We start from the raw sequence: 25,291 nt of genomic DNA, 5'->3' as shown, positions 1-25,291 counted from the left end.
ATTACACTCTCATTGTTAGGTGCGTGGTGTCGGTCAGAGGCTTTTCCGTGGTGTTCAAGCGGCGAACCAAACGCGCCAACGCGGGAAAGTAGGTCTCAGCGGAAATACTGGTTAACCCCGCCTTCTTCACGTAGGTTTGAAGCTCTTGAATGCCGTGAATCACCCCATGACCGGACACGCCCCATAGGTAATAGCTCTCACCGAGGATTTCTCCGGCCACTGTGATGTCGTAGCCCTCACCCGTTAGTTGATAGAGGCTTACGCGCCCTGTCTGGACTTCGGCTTTCAGCTCCTCAAAGTCCTGCGGACAAGCGCGAAAGGCCACCTTCAATCGGGCAAGCGCTTCGGGGCTCTCAGTGACACAGACAATCATTTCTTGCGCAGCACCAGAAAAGCCAAAATGACCACAACCGCCCCAATCAACCAAGGGCTTACCCCTTGAGGGCTTCCCATGTTGATAGAGCCAATGCTTTGGCCGCTGTTATTGGTACTCGTTGCGGTAGAGGGGCCCGCTTGACCGCCACTGATAGGCATGGTGCCGCTGTTGGTGAGGCCACCGCCTAGCATCGGAATCATAAGCCCCCCTTAAGGAGCGCGTAGCCCACAACCAAGAGCACCAACATCATCACAAGCTTGCTTGAGCCCTCAGAGAGCTGAAAGCCCACAATGCCGCCACCCAAAAACACGACAGGGAGTAGAAAAGGCATTACTTACCCCCTTTCATCAGCATCACAACAAGCAAGAGAACAATAAGCGCGCCCACACCCATGACGATGTAAGTCGTATTCATGCCCCCTTGATGGCTCACCAGAGGGCGACCATCGGCGGTCTGCCCCTCTACTTGATGCGGTCGCGCTTCGTCTGGGTTGCTTGCGGTCTGCTTGTTGTCGATGTCGTTTTGAGCCACACCTTTGATCCAAGTGCTGCCCGCATCAGAGACCGCATCGACGAGCTCGCCGCCTGCCTCACTGATTGCATCTAACCAACTCATAGCCACTCCTATTGCGCGTTAACCACAGCCACTTGCTCGATGGCTTCCACGATAAGCGGCACACTGCCGGACGAGGATTTCTCAAGCTCAAATTGCAGTGAGCGCACCGCTTGGGTTTTCAGCTTGCCTTCCGTACCAAAACCCGTACGAATGAAGTCGAGCGAGAACCAACCATCGTTTTGCTCAAGGCCCATCGCCGCCAAGTCGAAAGCGTTGTCCGCTTTGTTGACGTTCATTTCTTCGCGGTCGTCACGAATGACGCGAACACGCTCAATCGTGTCGTCTTTGAAGTGAACACGGTTAATGTTCAGATACGGCGAGCGCTCAGCCCAATCAAACGGCGTACGACCAGAGGCAGACGCGAACCACGTTAGCGAGAAGATGCGCGGCATAAAGATGCGCTGCGTTTGCGCTTCCGTAATATGAGCGCGGGCGCGAATGCTCGGCGCCTCGACACCGCTTTTCGCTTTCAGTTGGATGTACACAAACCAGATTTCGCCTGGCAACGTCACAAGCTCACCTTGGCGAACGCCAATCTTGGTACGCATGGTCATGTCGCTAAACGAGATCACGTAGCGGCCTTGCTGCGTGTAGTTCGAGCGGTGCTCTTGTAAATCCACCATGTCTTGACCAGAGAGTGAGACAATCTCTTTACCGTTGTGAGTGATGCGCACACGCTCAATATCAGACGGGTTAAAGATGTTCGTCACGAGCTCAAGGTTTTGGTAGGTTGGCCCCGACACCAAACGCAGCGTAGCTTGGTTGCCCCATGCCACACCCTCAACAGGGTCGAGCTCTTTTGGACGCGGGTTAAATAGTGTTTGAAGTGCTTCCATTACCGTTCTCCTTAGAACCAGCCAGTTTTGCCGTTGATGGTTTCTTTCAGAGTTTTCATGGCCGCAATGTTGTTAATCGCCGCCAAGATGATGATGGTCAGCAAGGCCGTGATTAACATGTTTTTGTGTTGTGCTTTCATGTTGTTTCCAATTCGTCACAGGTTGAAAAGAGCCTTGATTAAGCGAGGAAAAAACGAGTTGGACAACGGAAGGCAACCTATAGGTTAAGTGGTTAACCTATAGGTTGGAGTGTGAAGGGCATCACCGATAATTTAGGGAGGTTTTCGCCCCTGTTTGGCAGTTAAACGCGCGCTTTTCAACGTTACCAATCCCATCACGAACGAGCATGTATTCCGCAATTGGCTTGTTGATTTTCTGCTTGTTGACCTTGGCCGAGACGAGCGAGGCAATCTCGCTAATCTCTAAGCCTTTCTTGTCAGCCAACCATTTGGCATCGGACATCGAGTTAACCGCGCCAATCCACCAAGTCGAGGATTGTTCGGTCACGGTTTTTGGCACTTCCTGACCACGCTGAAACACCGTGTGAATCACTAAGCCATACTGACGACCACCGCGCAGCAGCTCCCCCGCTTTGCCCTTGAGTTTGCCGGAGGTCTCAACGCAGCTCGCCAACTCTTCGATAACGGCATGCAGCTTGGGCGCATGGCCGTTACCCATAGCCCACACCACCGCGCTAAAGAACTCCAATTCGTCAGCGGTCGCCCCGCCCTTGGGAATGTACGCGAGCTTAAACGACTGACCGGAGCGGCGAGCCATCACCAACGATTTGACGAACGCGACGCGAGATTCCGTGCCATGACACATCTGTCCTTGAAACTTCGCCCCTGCATAATTTCGGTATGGGTCGAAGAACACCGCTTGCGAGGCTTTCGGTACAAGCCCCAAATGCTTCACCGCCGAGGTTTTGCCCCCGCCCGTTCCCGCCACATAAATCACATGCTCGGCATCGTGTGACGGGTTGGAGTTCACCGGATTAGGCAGGTTGAGCGGCTTTGGCTTTTTCGACATTGCGCTTTTCCTCCTCCGCTTTTTGAATCGCTAACTCTTTGATGGTGCGCTTTGAGGTGTAAATCAGACCAAGCACCGCAATCAGCAGCGTAGCCTCTTCGATGTAATCCCCAAACACGGCCATAATGCTGCCGCCGTGTTTATTGAGCACTGGCACCGCCGCATTGATCACTTCGGTTTTGCCTTTTTCATCAAAGCTAAATTCCACACCTGAGATAATGCAGGTGGCTTGCTCGCACAAGGTGAACATCACCCCCATAAAACCTTGCAGCGCTTCATCGTTCAGCCCTTCGGTTTCTGGTGCGGTTTCTTCGGTTAGTTCAGTGGGTGACTCTTCGGTTTCAAGCTGCTTGATAAACCCGCCAAAATCGCCCCAATCGTCGCCCTCAGTCAATGGCTCCAAGGTTTCATTCGGTTGCTGCATTGGCGACCTCCTCAGATTGTGGTTTTGGCATCAACAAGCGAAAAGCCCACAGTAGGACAATCAGTACACCAAGTGCGGTCAATACACGCTTGAACGAAAAGAACGACTTTGAGACGGGCGCTTTCTCTTCGGTTTCGCTTTCGGTTAACTCAGTGCTTTCAACCTTGCTATCACTGGGCTCAGCGATAGCATCAGGCTCAACACTTTCAACGGTTTCTAGTGCGTTGGCTTCGGTTGAATCCAACGCTTCGAGCTTTTGGCCTACCATGATCCTTTCCGTTGAAAAGCGTTCTTCGATGTACTTATCAACGCTTTTGCTCATGGAGCTATTACCGCAATTTGGACACTTGTAATACTTCAAACCAAGGTTGCGACTGTTCTTCGGTGGCTCGCCTTCGGCAATCAAACGTCCTTCACCTACTTGATGTACGGTTGCTTCACTTGAGCACACCGGACAAGGCACATACCCGCGAACCGGATTCGGATGTTTACTCATGGCTATCCTCCACCACTTGCGCGTCTTCAATGCCATCTAACTGGTTGAGGTTAGCGGTCACATGAGCGCGGTACTTCTTACGCGCCACATTGTTGAGCTTGGTTAACTGCTCAATTTGCTCGAAGAAGTTGGGCGCAAGCCCTAACGCTTCCAGTGAAAACGAGCCCGTCATTAACATCTTGGTGGCTTTGCTCATTAGCTTGCTCATGTCCATCTCTTTGAGCTTTTTCACTTCGTTCTCAACGTTGGCCGTTAATTGGTCTGCCGCATCTAACGCGGCAAGGTCACGCTGACATTCTTGAATAGAGAGTGATTTCATTGGTTTTCCTCTGTCTCACGACGTTAGTTAATAAGATGCCCCTGATTCCCATCGTTGGCGTGTTTGATTGTTGGCTAAGCGGCTAACCTGCCTTCTAGGTAGTCAGATTTAACGCTCTGCCAATAGTTAATTTCTTCTTCGGTCGGCTCATTAGGTACTGGCTCTTTTAAAACACTCTGCCAATACGCTCGCCTCTCTAAAAAATGTTCATATTGAGCTTGGTACTGCTCTCTTGCTTGCTCTCGAATATCACTTAAGTCGATATGATGCCGAGTGCCATAAACCTCTCGCTCCAACACTTCACTATATTGGCCCGTTGCACCGAGCAGCTCCATTGACCAACCACGCGCCCCACACGCCCAATGCAAGAAGCTGTCTAATCGTTCACGCGATTTATCACCATCAAAGGTGATAGAAAAACGATTCGTGCTCGAAACGTGCATTTCTTTTTGCTTCATATCTTGAGTGACTTTCTTGGCCGCTCGCTCTAAACGAATGATGCGACTTTGCAGTTTGTCCAAATACGCTTGAGGTTGATCTTGTTTCTTCGCAATGCCGGACGCTTTAATGGTTTGAGCCTTCATCTTGTTGATGCGAGAAAGTGAACGTTGTAGCGGTTTCTTCCATTGTTCTAACTTGTAGCCAAGCTCTTTAATCACGGCGGTAATGTTGTCTGCTTCGAACGTGGCTAATGTTTCCCATGCCGGAGCGCGAGAACAACGCGCAATGTTATAGCGATTGCCACGAATCAAGCCTTGGTCTGCGTTCTCACCTTTCGCGGCATAACCGAGCGCTTTAATTAGATAGGAGCTTGCCGCCTTGGGTTGTTTAATCCATTCAAGGTGCGCCATCCCCTGCCCCCAAAGTGCTTCAAGTCGTTTCGCCCAATCAGCAAAAACCGATTTATCTACCGACCAACGCATCACCAAATGAATGTGAGGGTTTGGCTCACCGATGATTTCGCCGTTTTCATCCTTGCTTGGTGGACACTCTGCCACCCAAATGTAATGAAAATCCGCTTTGTCTCGGTCTGGGCCGAACTCGGTTGGCTTCGCTTTGTAGTGAGGCTCAATTTTTCTTCCGGTCTCAGTTTCCCAACCGCGCTGATACATTTTCTTGCAGCCATCCAAGAAGCGAGAGACCTCTCGCCCCATCGTAGTCTCAAGCACTTTGACCACCTTGAACGGTTTCTCGGGTAATAAGGTGTATTGCCCGTCTTTGCCGTGAACCAACGTCCCTTTGTCTCGCTCAAATCGAATCGGCGTGTAAGGTCGCCCTTCGGCTTCAGTCATTGCCCCGAATAACGCCATGCGCTGCTCACGCGAAAAGGTAAGCGTTAAGAACGTGGTGAAACCATCATGGCACTGAGCAACATAAGCGCCCGACTCAAAGATTTTCGACACACTTCGTTTAGTGAGCTTTTCTGTGAAGCGTTCCCCAACATTGGCATCCGGTGCGCTTCCTGCTGGCGGTTGAGTGACTATCTGCGCTCGATGCTGACCTGACCAATCTCGTTTTTGTAGATGCAAGGAAACAGGGGATGATTCTGGGGTAAACGTTGTTTTCTCATGCGCAAGCGGTAAGACAGCCGCACTCGTTCGCCCTGTAGTCGCGTACAGGCTTTCAAAGCTGTCATGCCCTTTCCTGCTATCAAGCTCCGTTTTAACGCCGCGAGGATGCTTGAGCACTCGCAAACGCTTATCAATTCGAGCGATTTTCTGGCGTTTTTTGTCGTGTCCGACTTTTGCGCCCTTGGACAAGCCTATTGTTTCCTCGCTATCGCGAGCCGCTTCGCGGATGTGTTTGGTGCGCAGAAAATGCAGTTGTTCATAGATACGGAGTTTTTGGTTCTCACTCTCAGCCCATTGCTGAAAATCAGAACCTAAAAAACCCGCTTCATAGCAGGCATTGGTTTTCAAAATTTTATCGAGTGGGCGAACAGCTCCGCCCACATACAGTAGATCTTCTTTTTTCATTACTTAAGTTCGTCGCCACGTAAGCGGGTTTACGTTCAAGCCTTTCGTTCTCTTTTGATTTAAGCCGTGTTCCTCGCGGAGCTTTTGCAAAATGCTGATAGAGCGCTGTCGCTTTTTAGGGTCTGGGTTCACCATTCCCGCCATATCAGGACAGGGCAAATGAATGGGGTCAGATACCTGCACAGTTACACCTCCAAGCTCTCTAGTAGCTCAATGGCCTCTTGGAGTTGGCAACAAACCTGATCCAAATAGGCTTCGGCATTGGGTACTGGTGCGATTCGTGAGCCAATAGCCTCAAGCAGTGCTTTGGCTTCGCTTGAGTGAGTAAAATCAATGTTGATTGCGTGAATGGGTGTATTCATTGTTTGCTCTCCCTAACCGTTAACTGATAGCCAATCTTGCTTCGCTTCTTCGTGTCGCTTATCGATGTAAGCGGCCAAATCTTCGACTTTGATTAGAGAAGGACTGCGCTCAGAATCACGCAACTTGAAGGTAGGAACAGGGAAATCACAGGCTTTCGCTCGCTGCTCCGCTGTCTTAGGAGTAATGCCAAAAAATTCTTGGCTAATTTGTTTTAGCTCAACAGTTGGACTTTCAAAACGAGCTAATAGGGCAAAACTTGTATTCATACTTCCTCCGTGTAGTACACTAGAGGGAGTTAAAGGAAATTCTAGTTCCCCTTAACATCCCCAAACTCAACAAAGGGAATTATTGAGGATCTAATTTCTTAAATCAACCCCAAAAGTACACGGAGATATTTTTATGGGAAGTTTTGAGGAGCAACTAAAAGAGCTTAAGCGATTAACCAACACCGCTAAGAACGTTGATTTAGCAAAGGCTCTTGGTAAGTCTCCAAAGACAATTTCCAACTGGAAACACCGAAACCACATCCCTGAGGATATTTTCATCAAAGCTAGAGAGCTGTCACAAAATGGCTCACTTGCTCCCCGTGGCTACCTAGAACTCAAGTTCTATGACGTTGAGGTAAGTGCGGGTCATGGAGCTCTGGTTGAAAAAGAAGAAGAATCAAGCGCAATGGTGTTTAGTGAGAAGTTCATTAGACAAGAGCTTGGTTTCAACCCAAACAATATTTTCCTAATGCCTGTCCGTGGTGACAGCATGAGCCCTACCCTCAAGAACCAGAGCATTGTGATGGTCAATCGTGTTGATGGATTCTCAAATGACGGTATCTATGTTTTCCGCTTCGATGGCCGCTTGATGGTGAAACGTATTCAGTTCTTACCACAAGGAATCAAGGTTGTTAGTGATAACTCAGCTTACGAGCCGTGGGAACTTTCTAAGAGTGATATTCAAAGCGCGGATTTTGAGATCATTGGTGAGGTGGTTTGGTCAGGGCAAAGGATGTAGCTGAAAATAGTACTAAACTATTAGTAACATACCTTTAAGAAAAAACTATGTGAGCTCATACGCTAATGGATATCAACTTACTTACAAAAAGGGAATATTTGACGAGTCATGATTTCTACAGAGATCTCATTGATTACTTAGTACAAGAAGCTCAAAGTGATATTGGATACTTCCATTTTTATTCCCATGATGGTGATGAAATCGCTCTAAATGTTTGGTCAACGTCTGTTTTGAAACACTGCCACTCAAGTCATGAAACTCACTATCCACTATCGTCTGCCGGAATATGGGCGGACAGTATACGAGCCCAAAAGCCAGTCATACATAACCACTATGACGCGAGTTACTCGACAATTGACTCTTTGCCTGAAGGTCATATTAAATTAACTCATCACTTCAGTGTTCCATTGATACTAGATAATCATGTAGTTGCCGTCATTGGGATAGGTAACAGCAAAGATCCATATGCTAAAGAGTTCGTCTATGATTTCTTTAAAAGGGTCAACGATTTATGGCCAGAGGTTCAATCCAAGGCCAATAGCATAGACTCTGTTCATTCAAAGAATCAGCTAGCATTTGAATCTCATAGCCCTGTCGAAATCATGACCGATATGCTCGGGGCAATATCTCGTGCCCTTGAGATTCGAGATGAGTACACATCTTCCCACCAAAGAAATGTCTCTCATATATGCGCTCTGATAGCAGAAAAGCTATCCCTCAAAGAAAACGTAAAAGAAGGCTTAATCATAGGGGCACTGGTTCACGATATCGGCAAAATTGTGATTCCTTCTCAGATATTAAATAAGTTGGGAAAACTTATGCCAGCAGAATACAAGTTGCTCCAAAGTCACTCTGAAGTTGGGGCAAAAATTTTTAGCGAGGTTTGCTTTCCTTGGCCAATCAAAGAAATGATCGAACAGCACCATGAAAGACTTGACGGTTCAGGTTACCCACATGGAATAAAAGGGAACAAAATAGTACTTGAGGCTCGCATCATTGCAGTCGCTGACACGTTTGACGCCATGGCAAGTGATAGACCCTATAGAAAGGCTGTAGGGGCATTAAAAGCCTTAGAAACCTTAAAACAAGGCAGGAACAAACTGTATGATCCCTACGTGGTAGATGCATTTCTAACTTGTTATGAAGAAGATGAAACGTTAGGAGGCCTGTATACGCCAATAAGTGGTTTTCAATAGTCTGGTACGTATTTAGTACGTATGACTCACTGGCGAGACTAGCAATAGCTTAAAAGTGAGTCCAATCGAGCATGGGTGCAATGGAAAAGCGGTTAGCCGCGTATTTACTAGTATTGTCAGGTTTCATAAGGTGAGTCTCGCAGTAAAGTGAGCATCTTGGTGAAAAATCGATTCGCGATTATACACACAGAATCACAAACATTCAGGAAAAAGAGAAACTCGGACAGCAATACCTAGACAAGCTCAATACAAGTGGCGTCGCGTGTGCCATGCGCCATTCAGCACTTTACCACCAGTAGGCCAAAAACTGCCTGCCTCAATAGCAACATCTTAATTGTTTGATTATGTGGAGATAAAATCGATCATCATTCTAAGCTCAGAAAGCAATATCACCTTTTGGTCTACGGGTGACCAAAAGCAAGGTTAACCCCCAGGATTACTGACTCTACCAGTTTCATTTGCTCGCCACGCCCTTGTCTATCAACAATAGAATCTACCTCTAAGCACATACCATACTGTCACCAAGACAGCAAAACGGCGCTAACTCTTACTGATCTTGTTTCGTTTTCCATCAACTTAGAGTAACTTAGGCGGCATAAGCCATTAAGGTTCATTGGGGTAACTAACTGAACAAGCAATCATAAATTACCCATAGATCAACGATAAACCTCAATAAATGGTATATTATTAAAAATGTCCATGAGGAATGGTGAACAGTTTGGATCAACAGCTAGTGACACAAATTGAAGAAATATGCGCTGCTCGCGGCGTACGACTCACTTCACAGCGTAAGCGTGTATTTGAGTTAATCTGTGCGAGCCCCAAAGCATCAAGCGCTTATGAGCTGTTAGAAGATTTGAAACAGACTGAACCTCAAGCAAAGCCGCCAACGGTCTATAGAGCCTTGGAGTTTTTGTTAGAACAGGGGTTTATTCATCGAGTCGAGTCAACCAACAGCTATATCCAATGTGGCTCTTGTAACGCCCACACGCATTATTCACACATGCTGATCTGTGATAAATGCAGTAATGTTATTGAACTGCTAGATGATAGTTTGGTAGCCTTGTTAGTTAACAATGCGGAAAAGCATGGATTTACCATCACCAACCATGTGATTGAATCTCACGGTGTTTGTAAAAACTGCTCATCCGAATAAGCGAAATAAAGATATAGAAGAAAGTTATGCGCGCTGAATTTGTAAACCCGTTTTTAGCTTCTTTAATGAACGTTCTAAAGACGATGGCTTCACTGGAGTTGAAGCCACAAAAACCTCGTGTTAAGAAAGATGAAATCGCACGTGGGGATGTATCAGGTTTAATAGGGATGGTTGGTCCGCAAAGCCGCGGTTCTATGTCTATTACCTTTGATGAGAGTCTTGCATTAGAAATCATGCAAAACATGCTAGGTGAGCGCCCGAATGGTCTAAACGACGAAGTGACCGATATGGTGGGTGAAATCACCAACATGGTAACAGGTGGCGCAAAACGTATTCTAGCTGATAGCGGTTTCGACTTTGATATGGCAACACCTGTTGTCGTATCTGGTAAAGGCCATACGATTCGTCATAAATGTGAAGGCTCAATCATCATCATGCCTTTTTCATCTCAATGGGGTAATGCCTTCATTGAGATTTGCTTTGAGTAACCGCTCAACGAGATCAAAAAAGCTTCCCTCGGGAAGCTTTTTTATTAGGTCATGCAATAATGTTGCGCGTCTTTAGAGCTAGCAAACAGTCATCCACCAGCTCATCAATTGATTTTTCTCCCGCTAACAAATCGATCTCTGGATTGATAGGAGCCTCATATTCAGAGTCGATTCCTGTAAAATTAGGGATCTCTCCTGCTCGGGCTTTTTTATACAGCCCTTTAGGATCGCGTTGCTCACATACCTCAAGAGATGCATTGACGAAGACTTCAATAAACTCCCCTTCCGGAAGCAGGTCTCGGACAAGCTGACGCTCTGTTCGGTGAGGGGAAATAAAAGCAGAGAGAACGATTAAACCTGCGTCAGCCATGAGTTTAGATAGTTCACCGATGCGACGTATGTTTTCTCGGCGATCTTGATCAGAAAAGCCCAAATCACTACATAAACCATGTCGAACATTGTCACCATCAAGCAAGTAGGTGTGGTAGCCCAGTTCTGCTAGCTTGTTTTCTAACGCTCCAGCCACAGTGGATTTTCCTGCACCTGAAAGACCTGTAAACCAAAGCACAGCCGGTTTTTGCTGCTTTAAGTTAGCACGAAACTGCTTATCGATAGCATGCTTATGCCAAACGATATTTTCATCCTTAGTTGGCGTTTCCGTTGTCATAACTGTGTCCTTTTAATACGGGAAAAACTGGGGAATAAGCGCCAATACCAGCACTGAATATACGATTGATAACGGTATTCCCACACGAATATAGTCGGTCAATTTGTAGTTCCCTACGGTGTAAACCAATAAGTTAGTTTGATATCCGTAAGGAGAGATAAAACTCGCGCTCGCGCCAAACAACACCGCCATTACAAACGGCATTGGGTCAACCCCATAACCAATGGCCATGCTGTAACCAATTGGAAAGGCCAAGGCTGCGGCTGCATTGTTGGTTACCAGTTCGGTTAAAATCAGAGTCAACAAGTAGGTCGCAACGATAGCGCCAAACACTCCCCAGCCGTTGAATGCTTCAATAAACATTTGGCCCAATGTCATCGATAATCCGGACGAAAGCATAAGCTGAGCGATAGAAAGCGCAGAGCCAACAATCACCACAATATCGATAGGAAAGCGGCGGCGCAGCTCACTAAGTTGAACAATGCCGGTAAACAAAGTTAAAGAGAGGAAGACCGAGAGCCCTTTAATTAACGGCACAACATTAAGAAGCGCAAGCCCTATGACACTGGCAAAACCGATCAAAACGATCGCGGACTTGTTGGCATCAAGACGTGCGCTCGAATCAAGATCATTCATAAGGACGAATTCTTTGCGATGCGCTTGTCGCTCTTGTTCAAATCGTTTACCTGGTACCAACACTAGGGTGTCACCCGCATTGAGCGTAATATTCCCAAGTCCACCTTGAAGACGCTCATGGCCTCGACGAATGGCAACCACTACTGCGTCAAACCGATCTCGGAAATGGCTCGATTTCAGAGTCTTATTGCAAAAGCTTGCCGATGAACTCACCACCACTTCCACAAAGTTTTGTCCATTCAAGTGATGCTGACCAAACAGCGTCAAACCTTGGATTTCTTGCAATGTGGCAACACTTTCAATATCACCACAAAACAGAAGACGGTCGCGAGCTTGGAGAACAAAATCAGGATCGACGGAAGGCATCGTTTGACCATCGCGAATCACTTCCGCTAGGAACAGTTTTCTCAGTGCGCGAAGATTATTCTCACTAATGCTGCGCCCAACCAGTGGCGATCCTGGCTCTACGCGAGCTTCCAAAAAGTAAGGAAGATCATCTTGATTGTGATCATCATGGTTGGGAAGCAGGTAACTTAATGGCACTAAGATCAAAAGCCCACCAACTAGAACAGAAAGGCCGATCATAGTCGGCGTGAAAAACCCTAAACTCGGGAGCCCTGCGTCTTCCACAAAGCTGTTGATGATCAAGTTCGTTGACGTTCCGATCAACGTCAAGGTGCCCCCTAAGATCGCGGCATATGAGAGAGGGATCAACAGCTTTGAAGGTGCATGCTGTTGATTGCGCTTAATCGCACCAATCAGCGACACAACCACTGCTGTGTTATTCGTGAAAGAAGAGAGCAGAGCAGTCGAGACACCCAGCTTCGCCACTACAGTACCTAACCGCCCTGTTGATAGCGACCGACTCACCCAACTGATCAAGCGAGTCTTCTCTAGTGCCGCTGACGCTAAGATCAACAGAACAAGAGTCACCAAAGAAGAGTTAGTAAAGTTTGTGGCAACCTCGCCGACCTCAATCATGCCAGCAAGAAACGCAATAAAGGCTGCGCCAGCAAAAATGAAGCTCGGTTTAATCCGCGTTGTTAGTAGGCATGTAACAATGCCCAATAACAATGCCAATACCAATCCTTGTTGCCACATAACACTTCCTTGTCAGCCTAGTGACTACTTCAATAACTGGCTGATGTCTTTTGCTTCCCAATGAGGGAAGTGCTTACGAACAAGCGCATTGAGTTCCACTTCAAAAGCTGAAATATCACCCGCTTTCGCTTCTACTTGAGTCAAGCTCTCACGAACAAGACCAGCGCCAACAGTCACATTAGTAAGACGGTCAATGACGATGAAACCACCAGTGTCTGCACATGATTGGTAGGCATCAAGCGCCACAGACTCTGTTAACGTTAGTTCACACAGACCAATACCATTGAGCGGAAGTTCTACGGCGCTATGCGTTGACAGGTTGTTAATGTCGTATTGATGGCGAATCCCTTCAACACGGCCAACGGTTTTCTTACCCGCAATCTTAATGTCGTACTCGCGACCCGGCTGCAGCGGCTGCTCTGTCATCCAAACGATGTCTGCCAACAGATGGTTGCTTGACTCGACTTGTGCCTTCTCTAGCACAATCAAGTCACCACGGCTGATATCAATCTCATCTTCCAATGTCAGGGTGACTGCTAAACCCGCTTGAGCTTGCTCTAAGTCACCATCAAAGGTGACAATGCGTGCCACTTTAGATGTTTTGCCCGATGGCAACGCTTTAATGCTGTCGCCAACGTTTACGCTACCTGAAGCAATCGTGCCGGCAAAACCTCGGAAATCGAGATTAGGGCGGTTCACGTATTGAACTGGGAAGCGAAAATCGCCAGACGTCTTATCTTGGTCAACATCGACGTTTTCGAGTAACTCAAGCAGTGACGGGCCTTCAAACCAACTCATTCGTGGGCTTGCTTCCACAACGTTATCGCCTTCTAGAGCAGATAGCGGAATGATCTGAATGTCGGTTTCGCCCTGAAGGTTCTTGGAAAACGCTAAGTACTCGTCGCGAATTTCTTCAAAACGCTCTTGAGAATAATCGACAAGATCCATTTTGTTCACGGCGACAATAAAGTGCTTCAAGCCAAGCAGGTTCGAAATGAACGAGTGGCGGCGCGTTTGATCGAGCACCCCTTTACGGGCATCAATTAAGATCACCGCAAGATCACACGTTGACGCACCTGTCGCCATGTTGCGTGTGTACTGCTCATGTCCAGGAGTGTCAGCAATAATGAACTTGCGCTTTTGAGTCGAAAAATAACGGTAAGCGACATCAATGGTGATCCCTTGCTCACGCTCTGCTTGCAAGCCATCAACCAGTAACGCTAGGTCTGGGCGCTCGCCCGTTGTGCCGACACGTTGGCTGTCGTTGTGCACTGCCGCTAGCTGATCTTCATAAATCTGCTTCGAGTCATGGAGCAAGCGACCAATTAAAGTACTTTTGCCGTCATCTACCGATCCACAAGTCAGGAATCTAAGTAGTGATTTGTATTGATGCTGTGTCAGGTAACCTTCGATACCTAGCTCTTCTAATTGAGCTTCTACTGCGCTATTCATGTTTCTTTCCTTAGATCCTTAATTAGAAGTAACCTTGGCGTTTTTTCAGTTCCATCGATCCAGACTGATCATGGTCGATCGCGCGGCCTTGACGTTCACTCGAGGTCGCTACCAACATCTCTTCGATAATGCCAGTTAACGTATTGGCTTCAGATTCAATTGCGCCAGTCAACGGGTAGCAGCCAAGCGTACGGAAACGTACACTCTTCTCTTCAATTTTCTCGCCTGGCTCTAGCTTCATGCGATCATCATCAACCATGATCAGCATGCCATCACGCTCAACGACCGGACGTTTGTCAGCCAAATACAGAGGAACAATTTCAATGTTCTCTAGGTAGATGTATTGCCAGATATCTAGCTCAGTCCAGTTCGACAATGGGAAGACGCGGATGCTTTCACCCTTGTTGATTTGACCGTTGTATGTACGCCAAAGCTCAGGACGCTGGTTTTTTGGATCCCAAGTGTGGTTCTTGTCTCGGAATGAGTAGACACGCTCTTTTGCGCGAGATTTCTCTTCGTCACGACGAGCACCACCAAATGCCGCATCAAACCCATACTTGTTCAGAGCCTGTTTCAAACCCTGAGTTTTCATGATGTCGGTATGCTTAGAAGAGCCATGCACAAATGGGCTGCATCCCATCGCCAGACCTTCTGGGTTCTTATGTACCAAAAGCTCGAAGCCATACTTCTCTGCAGTGCGATCACGGAACTCAATCATCTCTTTGAATTTCCAGTCAGTGTCGACATGCAACAGCGGAAAAGGAATCTTACCTGGGTAAAATGCTTTACGAGCTAGATGCAGCATCACCGATGAGTCTTTACCGATTGAGTACATCATCACCGGGTTATCAAATTCAGCCGCCACTTCACGGATGATATGAATACTCTCCGCTTCGAGCTGCTTGAGGTGGGTTAAACGTTCTTGGTCCATGTTAGTGCTTCCTTTGCGGCTCTCTATGAGCTTCTGACTAATCAAATAATGAGTTATGCGAATTGGCGTTGCTGCACGACAGGCTGTGGATTGAACCACGCCAGTTTGTCTGACAGAGACACCACTTCACCAATGACGATGAGAGACGGTGATTGCGCGTCTTTCGCAAGTTCAGCCAGTTGAGCTAGCTGACCTTTGAATATTTTTTGGGTTGCCTGAGTGCCACGTTCAATGATTGCGATGGGCGTTTCAGGGGAGCGACCTTGTTCAATCAGCTGACTTTCAATGTAGTCAGACTTCATTAACCCCATGTAAATCACCAAGGTTTGATTACCTCGTGCAAGGGTCGACCAATCCATCTGATCGCTTTCTGCTTTTAGGTGACCAGTAATAAACATCGCTGACTGAGCGTAGTCTCGATGAGTCAATGGAATACCGGCATAAGCGGTCGCACCTGCTGCGGCAGTAATACCTGGGATAACTTGGAAAGAGATGCCCGCATCAGCAAGCACTTCCAGCTCTTCTCCTCCGCGACCAAAGATGAATGGATCGCCACCTTTAATCCGAACTACGCGATGCCCTTGCTTTGCGAAATCGACGAGCAGCTGGTTGGTTTTTTCTTGCGGAACACTGTGATGACCGGCGCGCTTACCGACACAGACCAAAATCGTATCACTTGGCACTAAGGCCATGATTTCATCCGAGACAAGGTAGTCATATAAAACGACATCAGCTTGCTGCAGGAAACGAATGGCTTTCAGAGTCAGTAACTCGACATCACCAGGCCCAGAGCCCACTAACGCCACTTCTCCTTGAGCAAGAACACTCTGACCAATCGTATTGAGGTTTGCTTGTTCTGTTCGCGAAGTCTGTCGGTTACTTCGCGGAAATTGAGAAACTGTATCCTTGCTCGCCATCGTGACATCCTTTCCTAATTGATGATGGCATTATGGCCGCCAATACATATTACCTGAAATTCTAAAATTTCATTTTTTATATCAATAACTGATAAGGAGAGATTCGACATCGGTTGTTGTTTGAGCAATTTTGAGAGATTGTCAGCAGAACACCATAAAGCGCCCGCGTAACATCACAAATTACTAGAGTTTGAAATCATTGTTTCATTTCATTTTGTTACATTAAGCACGATCCCAACTAACGCTATCGGAGCTTAAAAATGAAAGTAGCAGTGAAACCCCTTTCAATTGCTGTTTTAGGTGGAATGCTGACCATGGCAGGTCCAGCTATGGCAGAAACAATCAAATTACGCATCGTAGAAACCACGGATATTCATACCAATGTCATGGACTACGACTACTACAAAGACAAACCATCACAAAAAATTGGTTTAACGCGTACTGCTACTTTGGTTAAACAAGCCCGTGCAGAAGTGGAAAACAGTGTTTTAGTCGACAACGGAGACCTGATCCAAGGTAGCCCAATGGGTGACTACATGGCCTCTAAAGGTATTGAAGCGGGCGAAGTCCACCCGGTATACAAAGCCATGAACCAACTCAACTATGATGTGGGCAACATTGGTAACCATGAGTTCAACTATGGTTTGGAGTTCTTAGCAGAAACCATCAATGACGCCGACTTCCCGTACGTAAGCGCCAACGTTTTTGACAAGAAAACCGGAAAACACTACTTCAAGCCATACATCATCAAATCGCACAGCTTTAAAGATGTGGAAGGTGTGGAACACGAAATTAAAGTCGGTTATATCGGCTTTGTTCCGCCACAAATCATGGTCTGGGACAAGAAAAACCTAGAAGGTAAAGTGTTCGCCAAAGACATCAAAGAGACGGCTGAAGAGCTAGTTCCTCAAATGAAAGCGGAAGGCGCTGACGTTATCGTTGCTATCCCTCACTCTGGTGTCTCTTCCGATCCACATAAAGTGGGTGCAGAAAACTCGACCTACTACTTATCTCAGGTAGAAGGCATTGATGCGATTGCCTTTGGTCACTCACACGCGGTATTCCCAGGAAAAGGGTTCGATAATATCCCTGGCGTAGACAACCAAAATGGCACCATTAACGGCGTTGCGGCTGTAATGCCAGGTCGTTGGGGTAGCCACGTTGGTGTTATTGACCTTGAGCTAAAAGAAAAAGATGGCAAGTGGACGGTAGTGAAAGGGCAAACTGAGGCTCGCCCTATCTACGACAAGAAAACGAAGAAATCTTTAGCTGAAGCGGACGCTGAGATGGTGAAAGCGCTTGAAGCAGACCACAAAGGTACGCGTGATTTCGTGAACCAACCAATTGGTAAAGCAAACGACGTCATGTACAGCTTCTTGGCGCTTGTCCAAGATGACCCAACGGTACAGATCGTCAACCTAGCGCAAAAAGATTATGTCGAGCGCTTTATCCAAGGTGACCCTGATCTTGCAGATATTCCAGTCCTTTCTGCCGCCGCACCATTTAAAGCGGGCGGCCGTAAGAACGACCCTGCAAACTTTACTGAAGTTGAATCAGGTCAGCTGACTTTTCGTAATGCCGCCGATCTTTACTTATACCCGAACACGCTAGTCGCAATGAAAGTGACGGGTAAAGAAGTCAAAGAGTGGCTGGAATGTACAGCAGGTCAGTTCAAGCAAATTGACGTTAACAGTACCGCTCCACAAAGCCTGATCGACTGGGATGGTTTCCGAACTTACAACTTCGATGTCATTGACGGTCTGAACTATCAAATTGATGTGACAACACCAGCCAAGTACGACGGTGATTGTAAGCTAGTGAATGACGGTGCCGAACGTATTGTTAACCTAACTTACCAAGGTAAGCCGATTGATATGAAGCAGGACTTCATCATCGCGACCAACAACTACCGTGCATACAGCAATAAGTTCCCGGGTACGGGTTCTGAGTTTGTTGCATTTGATTCTCCAGACGAAAACCGCTCTGTCATTGCGTCTTACATTACTCGTGTGAGCAATGAGAAAGGCCAATTTACTCCGAGCGCAGACAACAACTGGTCATTTGCACCAATCAAATCAGACAAGCAGCTGGATATTCGCTTCGAAACATCTCCAAGTGAAAAAGCGGCGAAATTCATTGAAGAAAAAGGCCAATACCCAATGAAGCGTGTCGCAACCGACGATGTTGGCTTTGCGGTTTACCAAATCGACCTGCAGAAGTAACTCAGTTATCACAATTCTAGCCGCGACCAAGTTCGCGGCTTTTTTGTTGCTCGGCATTTTCGTGAAATCAGTTACACTCTTTGACACTGTTAACCACCTATACCCAGTTCTATGATCGACGTTTTTAAACAGCAACTCATCTCTCATGGCTTTAACACAGACGAAACAGAGCAGCTGTGCCAGTCTGCAAAATGGATAGAACTACCAACACGCCACATTCTGCTCCATCAAGGAGAAGTGGCTCAGGAGATTTACTTTTTGCTAGAGGGTATTTGCCACTCCGCCTATCTCACAGAGAAAGGCAAAGAGTTCAGCAAAGAGTTTTACTGGGAAAACGACTGGATCATTGGATTCGAGGGCCTAATCAAACAGCAGCCTTCGTCTTACCTGCTCGAATCTCTGACACCTTGCTCCCTCGTTTCACTACCGATAGAGACATTGCGAAATTGGCGAGAGCAAAAACACGGTATCTATCTCAAATTGCTCGAAACGCAACTCATGCATAAGGAAAACAAAGAGCGATTTATGTTGCTCTATTCGCCTGAAGACCGTTATGCCCTGTTCTGTGAGCACTTTCCAAACTTGCATGAGCGCCTTAACGACTACCAAGTGGCTGCATACTTAGGTATTACGCCCATTAGCCTCAGCCGCATTAAAAAACGTATGCAAAATTAACAATGGTTAATGCCGCAATAAAGCAAGACCGTTAGTGTCGTCATGATTCAGCACTTAGTGAAAAGGACAACTATGATTACCTGGCAACAACTCACTTTTGAACAGCTTTCAACCACTCAGCTTTATCAACTACTCAAGCTACGCGTTGACGTGTTTGTCGTTGAACAAACATGCCCTTACCCTGAACTAGACGACAAAGATCATCAAAGGGGTGTACATCATCTATTGGGCTACCGCGAAGACCAGTTAGTTGCGTGCGCTCGATTGCTCCCTCCCGGAATCAGTTACCCATCCGCGAGTATTGGTCGTGTCGCAACGAAAGAAAATGAGCGAGGAAGTGGGCTTGGCCATCAATTGTTGCAGCAAGCACTTTCCGCCTGCCAACAACTGTGGCCAGAGCAGTCTATTGAGATTGGCGCCCAAGAGCACTTAGCTAAGTTTTACGAGAAACATGGATTTGTTCAAACGTCTCCCATGTATTTGGAAGACGACATTCCTCATATCGATATGAAATTGAGCAAGGAATAAATGTCCGCGCATCACCTTGCCATCTTGTTACTCGTACTGGGCAACTTTGCAGCCTCAGTGTCTGATATCGCCGTAAAACTGCTTGATGGTGACGTCCCCACCTTCCAGTATGTCTTTATTCGTCAACTATTTTCATTGCTACTGATATGGCCTTTATGGCATCGCCAACCTAAAAAAGAAAGAGCACTTATCTCTTGGAAGCTTCAGTTGCTGCGAGCCCACTTAATCTTAATGGGCAGTGGGTGTATGGTCATCGCAATTACTCATCTCCCCCTTGCAACCGCAAATGCGGTTTTCTACGCCGCGCCTCTTTTGATGCTGCCTCTTTCAGTGATGTTACTAAAGGAGACCCCATCTCTGGGGAAAATTCTCGCAAGCTTATTCGGTTTCGTCGGAGTATTGGTCGTGTTGCGCCCCTCGGAATTTCACTGGGCTGCGCTCTTTGCTCTTGGGACCGCAATGACGCTGGCGTTGTTCAACATCACCGCGAGGCGATTACCAAAAGAGCAAACAGTCGTCACGACACTATATTGGACATCATTGCTGTCACTACCAATGTCAGCCATTCTTTGCGCGATCTACTGGCAACCCATCAGCAACACTTCCTTGCTGCTAATATTGGCAAGTGCAGGGTTAATACTCTCTTACAATGGACTGGCTGTTGCAGCCTACAAACGAGCGCCGGCGGGCAATATTGCGATAGCAGAAAACTCAGGATTGGTATTTGTGACTTTGTTCGGTGTGGTGTGGTTTTCGGAAGTACCCGATTGGTTAACCCTAGTCGGAATATTGATGATCGTTGTGCCGCTGATCCCTTGGAGGTCTCTCAGATTCAGGCCAGCGGCAAAAGGAGCATAATTGCCTTATTTACTGCGTCCAAAGCCTCCATCAGAGAGGCGGAAAAACATCACCGACTGATCTTTTTTCTCCAGTTGGAGGATGTCTAATTGCCCTTCTTCCGTCAACTTAAAGCGCACGAGCTGCCCTTGCTTGATGTAACTGAGTGGCTTATCCGAACCTTCCACTTTCACCAATGCATTGAGATCAGACATGGCTAAATTGTTACTCCGAAAAACCTGAGCCAATGTGTCGCCACTTTTCACTTGGTATTCTTTCCAATCGCTAGAAGCAAGTTGCTGTTGACGAGCATTCTTCTGCTCACTCAGACCCGTTGTATTGATGTCTATCTCAACTCGTTGAGGTTCTCCCTGCGTAACTTCAGACTGAGATTCAGGGAACGGTATCAGAATTAAGAGTAATACGATTGGTAAAAGAACCATAAGCGCGCGTTGGTGCAACTTGGGTAACAGGGCCCAGCTCGCCGCTACTTTGTCTTTCATCGCCTGCCCATCTATCGATGACCATTTTTGCTTCATTAGCTCAATATAATTCACAGAGGGTTGTTTCTTTTTCTTTCTGCGATTCATCGCGTCACATCTCCAAGCGGGCTTCATTCCAAGTATAAAAACCAAGCGCACATGAGTATAGGAAATTTCACTCTTCTGAGTTATCAACAAGTCAAATTTTGCAGTGCATTGAATGAAAGTCGATCTAAATCGCACATTCTCTCTGGAGGAAGAGTATCTCAAGGGGAACATTTCATCATACCGCTATACCTGGTATCCTAACCCCTTTAACACAAACCATACAAAGAGAGACACTATGTCTGAAGTAAAATTTGAGACTGTAGAGCAAAAAGCAAGCTACGGTATCGGTCTACAGATGGGTCAGCAACTAGCAGGTTCTGGTCTTGAAGGTCTTAACGTTGATGCAATCGCTGCAGGTATCGCTACAGCACTAGTGGGTGACATGCCAGCTATCGAAATTGATGAGATCAACGGTGCACTTCAAGAACTACATCAACGCGCTGAAGCAGCTCGTCAAGAAGCGGCAAAAGCAGCAGCTGCTGACGGTGAAGCGTTCCTAAAAGACAACGCTCTGCGCCCAGAAGTAACGGTTCTAGAGTCAGGTCTACAGTACGAAATCCTTACTGAAGGTACTGGTGAGATCCCAACGTCTGATAAGCAAGTTCGCGTACACTACCACGGTGAACTAACAGACGGCACTGTATTCGACAGCTCTGTTTCTCGTGGTCAACCTGCTGAGTTCCCAGTAACTGGCGTAATCAAAGGCTGGGTTGAAGCTCTTCAACTAATGCCTGTTGGTTCTAAGTGGAAACTATACATCCCACAAGATCTAGCATACGGTGAGCGTGGCGCTGGTGCAGCAATCCCTCCATTCGCGGCTCTAGTATTCGAAGTTGAGCTACTAGATATCCTATAATTCGGATTTTTAGCTTATCTAATAACGGCGGCACATTGTGTCGCCGTTTTTTTTGAATAATACTGAACCACAAACCGAACCGCTGCGTTCGGTTGTATTGAATAAGGAGAAGTTATGAATAAGAAAATCGCAATAGCCGCTTTGGCAAGCCTCGCTCTTATGGGCTGCCAAACGACATCAAAGACAGACCAAACGAAAAGCAACAGTGGCTACAGTGAACTTGCCAGTGCCGCATTGATGGGAGCAGTGCAAACTTGGTCCAAGCAAGGAGCAGCAGATACAGATTTAGTGTCAGCAATCCAGAGCAGCGCTAAGGTATCATCGGAACAAGCTATCGGTGGTATGGGCTCTTTACTCGCACTCGCGCAAAACTCATTGGGTAGCTCGGAGAAAAGTGAGCTGGCAGGTCTTGTTCCAGGTTTTGATTCACTACAATCAAGCGGTCTCACGGCCATGATTGCAAACAACGAAACAGTAAAAAGTGCATTTTCAGCTTTAGGGATGGATCCTTCACTGATCTCTACCTTTACGCCAATCATTCTAAGCGCTCTGCAAAGTCAAGGGGCAAGCTCTAGCTTACTCGACAACCTAGGGGCAATCTGGAAGTAAATCCGATTCTCGACACTTTTTATCAAGCGTTGATTATCACCCAAACGCAAAAAAGCCGAGCTGACGCTCGGCTTTTTCGTTCTTACGAACCTGATTACTCAGCAGCTTCTTCAGCAGCTGGGCGATCTACAAGCTCAATGTAAGCCATTGGAGCTTTGTCACCAGCACGGAAACCAGCTTTTAGGATACGAGTGTAACCGCCCTGACGAGCAGCAAAACGTGGACCTAGTTCGTTAAATAGTTTTGCAACTACTTCGTTGTCACGAGTACGTGCAAACGCTAGACGACGGTTAGCAACACTGTCAGTCTTAGCTAGTGTAATCAAAGGCTCAACTACGCGACGTAGCTCTTTTGCTTTTGGCAATGTAGTCTTGATAACTTCATGACGTACTAGAGAGCTAGCCATATTGCTGAACATCGCTTTACGATGTGAGCTGTTGCGGTTGAGTTGACGACCACTCTTACGATGGCGCATGACCTAATCCTTCTAACTATTATCGATTAATCTTCAGCGATAGACGCTGGTGGCCAGTTTTCTAGGCGCATACCCAGAGACAGACCACGTGATGCAAGTACGTCTTTAATCTCAGTAAGAGATTTTTTACCAAGGTTAGGCGTTTTAAGTAGCTCAACCTCAGTACGCTGTACAAGATCACCGATGTAGTGAATCGCTTCTGCTTTCAGACAGTTAGCAGAGCGAACTGTTAGTTCAAGATCGTCTACAGGACGCAGTAGGATCGGATCGAATTCTGGCTTCTCTTCCTTCTCCTCAGGTACACGTACATCACGAAGATCTACGAACGCATCCAATTGCTCAGCTAGAATAGTAGCTGCGCGACGGATAGCTTCCTCAGGGTCAAGAGTACCGTTCGTTTCCATGTCGATAACAAGCTTGTCTAAATCTGTACGCTGCTCTACACGAGCTGCTTCTACAGAGTAAGCAATCTTATCTACTGGGCTGTACGTAGCGTCAACCAGTAGGCGACCAATTGGACGCTCATCTTCTTCAGTATGGATACGAGCTGAAGCTGGAACGTAACCGCGACCACGTTCAACTTTGATACGCATAGCGATCTCAGCGTTGTCATCCGTTAGGTGACAAATAACGTGTTCTGGGTTAGCGATCTCTACATCACCATCATGGGTGATGTCACCTGCAACCACAGGGCCCGAGCCTGATTTGTTTAGCGTAATGAATACTTCATCTTTGCCTTCGGCAACGCGCACAGCCAAACCTTTAAGGTTAAGTAGGATTTCAAGAATATCTTCCTGAACGCCTTCTTTAGTGCTGTACTCATGAAGTACGCCTTCAATTTCTACTTCTGTTACAGCACAACCTGGCATAGAAGATAGAAGAATACGGCGAAGTGCATTACCAAGAGTATGGCCAAAACCACGCTCTAATGGCTCAAGAGTTACTTTTGCGTGTGTCGTGCTAACTTGTTCGATGTCAACAAGACGTGGCTTAAGAAATTCTGTTACAGAACCCTGCATTGTGTCCTCTCTTTAGTTTAAACCTTACTTAGAGTAAAGCTCGACGATCAGTTGTTCGTTGATGTCAGCAGACAGATCTGAACGCTCAGGCAGACGCTTGAACGTACCTTCCATCTTGCCACCATCTACTTCAATCCAAGTTGGTTTTTCGCGTTGTTCAGCAACTTCTAGAGCCGCTTTGATACGAGATTGCTTTTGAGCTTTCTCGCGGATAGCAACAACGTCGTTAGCCGCAACTTTGAAAGAAGGAACGTTTACAACTTTACCGTTAACTAGGATAGCTTTGTGGCTAACTAGCTGACGTGCTTCTGCGCGAGTTGCACCAAAGCCCATGCGGTAAACTACGTTATCAAGACGACCTTCAAGAAGCTGAAGTAGGTTTTCACCAGTGTTGCCTTTTAGGCGAGCTGCTTCTTTGTAGTAGTTACGGAATTGTTTTTCTAGAACGCCGTACATACGACGAACTTTTTGCTTCTCACGAAGCTGAACGCCATACTCAGATAGACGACCGCGACGAGCGCCGTGTACACCTGGTGCGTTATCAATTTTACACTTGGTATCGATCGCGCGTACACCAGACTTAAGGAATAAGTCAGTACCTTCGCGACGGCTAAGCTTCAGCTTAGGACCCAAATATCTTGCCATGATCTTTCTCCAGTAATCTAAAAAACGTTATACGCGACGTTTCTTAGGTGGACGACAACCGTTATGAGGGATTGGTGTAGCATCAACAATGTTTGTGATGCGGAAACCAGCTGCGTTCAGTGCGCGAACAGTAGATTCACGACCTGGACCAGGACCCTTAACCATAACTTCCAAGTTCTTTAGGCCGTATTCTTTAGCCATTTCAGCACAACGCTCAGCAGCAACCTGTGCAGCGAACGGAGTAGACTTACGAGAACCGCGGAAGCCTGAACCACCTGCAGTAGCCCATGCTAGAGCGTTACCTTGACGGTCAGTAATAGTTACGATTGTGTTATTGAAAGATGCATGGATGTGCGCAACGCCATCTGCAACTTGCTTGCGTACGCGCTTACGAGCGCGAGTTGGTTGTTTAGCCATTGTACTCTACCTTCCCGATTATTTCTTGATCGGCTTACGCGGACCCTTACGGGTGCGAGCATTGGTTTTAGTACGCTGTCCACGTAGTGGTAGACTGCGACGATGACGAAGACCACGGTAACAGCCAAGGTCCATAAGACGCTTGATGTTCATAGATACTTCACGACGTAGATCACCTTCTACAGTGTACTTAGCTACACCATCACGCAGTTGATCGATCTGCTCTTCAGTTAGTTCACTGATCTTAACATCTTCAGCAATACCCACTTCAGCTAGGATAGCTTGAGAGCGAGTTTTACCGATGCCGTAGATTGACGTTAGTGCAATCACAGCATGTTTTTGATCAGGAATGTTAATGCCTGCTATACGGGCCATTATTCACTCCTAGTGTTTCTTAAAAAGAATTAGCCGCAGCAAAGCCCGTTATGGATACGC

At 47.0% G+C, this 25,291-nt stretch carries 34 protein-coding genes; 10 read left to right on the top strand and 24 right to left on the bottom strand.

What is annotated here, in order from left to right; translation table 11 throughout:
- Position 1 precedes the first annotated feature (1 nt).
- From U9J37_RS13070 to U9J37_RS13010, 13 genes are all read right to left on the bottom strand, one after another.
- Entirely contained in the window at positions 2 to 373 is a 372-nt protein-coding gene (locus U9J37_RS13070) for a hypothetical protein (protein WP_043887403.1), read from the bottom strand.
- Positions 370 to 576: a hypothetical protein gene (locus U9J37_RS13065; protein ID WP_005475929.1), complete on the bottom strand. Its 207-nt coding sequence runs from the start codon at positions 574 to 576 to the stop codon at positions 370 to 372. Before U9J37_RS13065 ends, U9J37_RS13070 begins: the two co-directional genes overlap by 4 nt.
- A complete protein-coding gene (locus U9J37_RS13060; RefSeq protein WP_263280378.1) occupies positions 573 to 707 on the bottom strand; it encodes a hypothetical protein in 135 nt (44 codons plus the stop codon). The genes U9J37_RS13065 and U9J37_RS13060 overlap by 4 nt, the downstream gene beginning before the upstream one ends.
- Positions 707 to 991, bottom strand: a complete 285-nt coding sequence (locus tag U9J37_RS13055; protein WP_005475961.1) for a hypothetical protein — start codon at positions 989 to 991, stop codon at positions 707 to 709. Before U9J37_RS13055 ends, U9J37_RS13060 begins: the two co-directional genes overlap by 1 nt.
- Before the next feature lie 8 nt (positions 992 to 999).
- Positions 1,000 to 1,827 carry a major capsid protein P2 gene (locus U9J37_RS13050; protein ID WP_005475981.1) on the bottom strand — a complete coding sequence of 276 codons (828 nt, stop codon included), beginning with the start codon at positions 1,825 to 1,827 and terminating at the stop codon, positions 1,000 to 1,002.
- An 11-nt stretch (positions 1,828 to 1,838) separates the two neighbouring features.
- Positions 1,839 to 1,967, bottom strand: coding sequence for a hypothetical protein (locus tag U9J37_RS13045; RefSeq protein ID WP_005475944.1), 129 nt, complete (start codon positions 1,965 to 1,967; stop codon positions 1,839 to 1,841).
- 121 nt (positions 1,968 to 2,088) lie between these two features.
- The gene (locus tag U9J37_RS13040; protein ID WP_043887402.1) at positions 2,089 to 2,856 is read right to left on the bottom strand and encodes a hypothetical protein; all 768 of its coding nucleotides are present in this window, start codon (positions 2,854 to 2,856) and stop codon (positions 2,089 to 2,091) included.
- The gene (locus U9J37_RS13035; RefSeq protein ID WP_005475946.1) at positions 2,822 to 3,280 is read right to left on the bottom strand and encodes a hypothetical protein; all 459 of its coding nucleotides are present in this window, start codon (positions 3,278 to 3,280) and stop codon (positions 2,822 to 2,824) included. Before U9J37_RS13035 ends, U9J37_RS13040 begins: the two co-directional genes overlap by 35 nt.
- The gene (locus U9J37_RS13030) at positions 3,264 to 3,776 is read right to left on the bottom strand and encodes a hypothetical protein (RefSeq protein WP_043887400.1); all 513 of its coding nucleotides are present in this window, start codon (positions 3,774 to 3,776) and stop codon (positions 3,264 to 3,266) included. Before U9J37_RS13030 ends, U9J37_RS13035 begins: the two co-directional genes overlap by 17 nt.
- Positions 3,769 to 4,095: a hypothetical protein gene (locus U9J37_RS13025; RefSeq protein WP_005475979.1), complete on the bottom strand. Its 327-nt coding sequence runs from the start codon at positions 4,093 to 4,095 to the stop codon at positions 3,769 to 3,771. Before U9J37_RS13025 ends, U9J37_RS13030 begins: the two co-directional genes overlap by 8 nt.
- Before the next feature lie 74 nt (positions 4,096 to 4,169).
- Positions 4,170 to 6,071, bottom strand: a complete 1,902-nt coding sequence (locus U9J37_RS13020) for a hypothetical protein (protein ID WP_005475983.1) — start codon at positions 6,069 to 6,071, stop codon at positions 4,170 to 4,172.
- 185 nt (positions 6,072 to 6,256) lie between these two features.
- The gene (locus tag U9J37_RS13015; RefSeq protein ID WP_005475975.1) at positions 6,257 to 6,433 is read right to left on the bottom strand and encodes a hypothetical protein; all 177 of its coding nucleotides are present in this window, start codon (positions 6,431 to 6,433) and stop codon (positions 6,257 to 6,259) included.
- Positions 6,434 to 6,445: 12 nt separating this feature from the next.
- Positions 6,446 to 6,700 carry a pyocin activator PrtN family protein gene (locus U9J37_RS13010; RefSeq protein WP_005475959.1) on the bottom strand — a complete coding sequence of 85 codons (255 nt, stop codon included), beginning with the start codon at positions 6,698 to 6,700 and terminating at the stop codon, positions 6,446 to 6,448.
- A gap of 133 nt (positions 6,701 to 6,833) precedes the next feature.
- Here U9J37_RS13010 and U9J37_RS13005 point away from each other — a divergent pair, with 133 nt between their 5' ends.
- The 4 genes from U9J37_RS13005 to U9J37_RS12990 all read left to right on the top strand — a co-directional run bounded on the left by U9J37_RS13005 (position 6,834) and on the right by U9J37_RS12990 (position 10,279).
- Positions 6,834 to 7,439 carry a S24 family peptidase gene (locus U9J37_RS13005; protein WP_005475969.1) on the top strand — a complete coding sequence of 202 codons (606 nt, stop codon included), beginning with the start codon at positions 6,834 to 6,836 and terminating at the stop codon, positions 7,437 to 7,439.
- 65 nt (positions 7,440 to 7,504) lie between these two features.
- Complete coding sequence (locus U9J37_RS13000) at positions 7,505 to 8,635, top strand: HD domain-containing phosphohydrolase (protein ID WP_005475910.1); 1,131 nt, start codon at positions 7,505 to 7,507, stop codon at positions 8,633 to 8,635.
- Between the two features lie 706 nt (positions 8,636 to 9,341).
- Positions 9,342 to 9,791 carry a zinc uptake transcriptional repressor Zur gene (gene zur / locus U9J37_RS12995; RefSeq protein WP_005475957.1) on the top strand — a complete coding sequence of 150 codons (450 nt, stop codon included), beginning with the start codon at positions 9,342 to 9,344 and terminating at the stop codon, positions 9,789 to 9,791.
- Between the two features lie 26 nt (positions 9,792 to 9,817).
- Positions 9,818 to 10,279: a chemotaxis protein CheX gene (locus tag U9J37_RS12990; RefSeq protein WP_005475940.1), complete on the top strand. Its 462-nt coding sequence runs from the start codon at positions 9,818 to 9,820 to the stop codon at positions 10,277 to 10,279.
- A gap of 49 nt (positions 10,280 to 10,328) precedes the next feature.
- On the opposite strand, the gene cysC is transcribed toward U9J37_RS12990, so the two are convergent.
- The 5 genes from cysC to cobA are packed head-to-tail and all read right to left on the bottom strand — an operon-like array spanning position 10,329 to position 15,983.
- Positions 10,329 to 10,946 carry an adenylyl-sulfate kinase gene (cysC, locus tag U9J37_RS12985; protein ID WP_005475930.1) on the bottom strand — a complete coding sequence of 206 codons (618 nt, stop codon included), beginning with the start codon at positions 10,944 to 10,946 and terminating at the stop codon, positions 10,329 to 10,331.
- A gap of 12 nt (positions 10,947 to 10,958) precedes the next feature.
- Positions 10,959 to 12,683, bottom strand: a complete 1,725-nt coding sequence (locus U9J37_RS12980; protein ID WP_005475953.1) for an SLC13 family permease — start codon at positions 12,681 to 12,683, stop codon at positions 10,959 to 10,961.
- A gap of 24 nt (positions 12,684 to 12,707) precedes the next feature.
- Entirely contained in the window at positions 12,708 to 14,135 is a 1,428-nt protein-coding gene (gene cysN / locus U9J37_RS12975) for a sulfate adenylyltransferase subunit CysN (RefSeq protein WP_005475973.1), read from the bottom strand.
- 22 nt (positions 14,136 to 14,157) lie between these two features.
- Positions 14,158 to 15,066, bottom strand: coding sequence for a sulfate adenylyltransferase subunit CysD (gene cysD, locus U9J37_RS12970; RefSeq protein WP_005475906.1), 909 nt, complete (start codon positions 15,064 to 15,066; stop codon positions 14,158 to 14,160).
- Between the two features lie 53 nt (positions 15,067 to 15,119).
- The gene (gene cobA / locus U9J37_RS12965; RefSeq protein ID WP_005475951.1) at positions 15,120 to 15,983 is read right to left on the bottom strand and encodes a uroporphyrinogen-III C-methyltransferase; all 864 of its coding nucleotides are present in this window, start codon (positions 15,981 to 15,983) and stop codon (positions 15,120 to 15,122) included.
- A 260-nt stretch (positions 15,984 to 16,243) separates the two neighbouring features.
- Between cobA and cpdB the strand changes: the two genes are divergently transcribed.
- The 4 genes from cpdB to U9J37_RS12945 all read left to right on the top strand — a co-directional run bounded on the left by cpdB (position 16,244) and on the right by U9J37_RS12945 (position 20,266).
- Positions 16,244 to 18,205 (top strand): 2',3'-cyclic-nucleotide 2'-phosphodiesterase, encoded by a 1,962-nt coding sequence (gene cpdB, locus U9J37_RS12960; RefSeq protein WP_005475956.1) that lies wholly within the window; start codon positions 16,244 to 16,246, stop codon positions 18,203 to 18,205.
- A gap of 111 nt (positions 18,206 to 18,316) precedes the next feature.
- The gene (locus tag U9J37_RS12955; RefSeq protein WP_005475950.1) at positions 18,317 to 18,880 is read left to right on the top strand and encodes a Crp/Fnr family transcriptional regulator; all 564 of its coding nucleotides are present in this window, start codon (positions 18,317 to 18,319) and stop codon (positions 18,878 to 18,880) included.
- Positions 18,881 to 18,952: 72 nt separating this feature from the next.
- On the top strand, positions 18,953 to 19,408 hold the full coding sequence (locus U9J37_RS12950) for a GNAT family N-acetyltransferase (RefSeq protein WP_005475966.1): 456 nt from the start codon (positions 18,953 to 18,955) through the stop codon (positions 19,406 to 19,408).
- A complete protein-coding gene (locus tag U9J37_RS12945) occupies positions 19,409 to 20,266 on the top strand; it encodes a DMT family transporter (protein ID WP_038213033.1) in 858 nt (285 codons plus the stop codon). It begins immediately after the preceding gene.
- A 5-nt stretch (positions 20,267 to 20,271) separates the two neighbouring features.
- On the opposite strand, the gene U9J37_RS12940 is transcribed toward U9J37_RS12945, so the two are convergent.
- Entirely contained in the window at positions 20,272 to 20,835 is a 564-nt protein-coding gene (locus U9J37_RS12940) for a LysM-like peptidoglycan-binding domain-containing protein (RefSeq protein ID WP_322413828.1), read from the bottom strand.
- Between the two features lie 235 nt (positions 20,836 to 21,070).
- On the opposite strand from U9J37_RS12940, the gene U9J37_RS12935 reads away from it, so the two are divergent.
- Complete coding sequence (locus U9J37_RS12935) at positions 21,071 to 21,691, top strand: BamJ family beta-barrel-assembly machinery protein (protein ID WP_038139313.1); 621 nt, start codon at positions 21,071 to 21,073, stop codon at positions 21,689 to 21,691.
- Positions 21,692 to 21,805: 114 nt separating this feature from the next.
- The gene (locus U9J37_RS12930; protein ID WP_005477004.1) at positions 21,806 to 22,300 is read left to right on the top strand and encodes a DUF2780 domain-containing protein; all 495 of its coding nucleotides are present in this window, start codon (positions 21,806 to 21,808) and stop codon (positions 22,298 to 22,300) included.
- A gap of 94 nt (positions 22,301 to 22,394) precedes the next feature.
- On the opposite strand, the gene rplQ is transcribed toward U9J37_RS12930, so the two are convergent.
- Genes rplQ through rpsM form a run of 5 tightly spaced genes read right to left on the bottom strand, consistent with a single transcriptional unit; the run spans position 22,395 to position 25,231 of the window.
- A complete protein-coding gene (gene rplQ / locus U9J37_RS12925; protein ID WP_005383141.1) occupies positions 22,395 to 22,775 on the bottom strand; it encodes a 50S ribosomal protein L17 in 381 nt (126 codons plus the stop codon).
- Positions 22,776 to 22,801: 26 nt separating this feature from the next.
- Positions 22,802 to 23,794 (bottom strand): DNA-directed RNA polymerase subunit alpha, encoded by a 993-nt coding sequence (locus U9J37_RS12920; RefSeq protein WP_004410407.1) that lies wholly within the window; start codon positions 23,792 to 23,794, stop codon positions 22,802 to 22,804.
- 24 nt (positions 23,795 to 23,818) lie between these two features.
- Positions 23,819 to 24,439, bottom strand: a complete 621-nt coding sequence (rpsD, locus tag U9J37_RS12915; protein WP_005477001.1) for a 30S ribosomal protein S4 — start codon at positions 24,437 to 24,439, stop codon at positions 23,819 to 23,821.
- A 27-nt stretch (positions 24,440 to 24,466) separates the two neighbouring features.
- Positions 24,467 to 24,856, bottom strand: a complete 390-nt coding sequence (gene rpsK / locus U9J37_RS12910; protein WP_001118870.1) for a 30S ribosomal protein S11 — start codon at positions 24,854 to 24,856, stop codon at positions 24,467 to 24,469.
- Positions 24,857 to 24,874: 18 nt separating this feature from the next.
- Positions 24,875 to 25,231: a 30S ribosomal protein S13 gene (gene rpsM, locus U9J37_RS12905; RefSeq protein WP_005435100.1), complete on the bottom strand. Its 357-nt coding sequence runs from the start codon at positions 25,229 to 25,231 to the stop codon at positions 24,875 to 24,877.
- Positions 25,232 to 25,291 lie beyond the last annotated feature (60 nt).

This window comes from Vibrio sp. 16 (assembly GCF_963681195.1).
Taxonomy (GTDB): Bacteria; Pseudomonadota; Gammaproteobacteria; order Enterobacterales; family Vibrionaceae; genus Vibrio; species Vibrio sinaloensis_D.
This window is presented reverse-complemented; position numbering and strand designations above follow the sequence as displayed.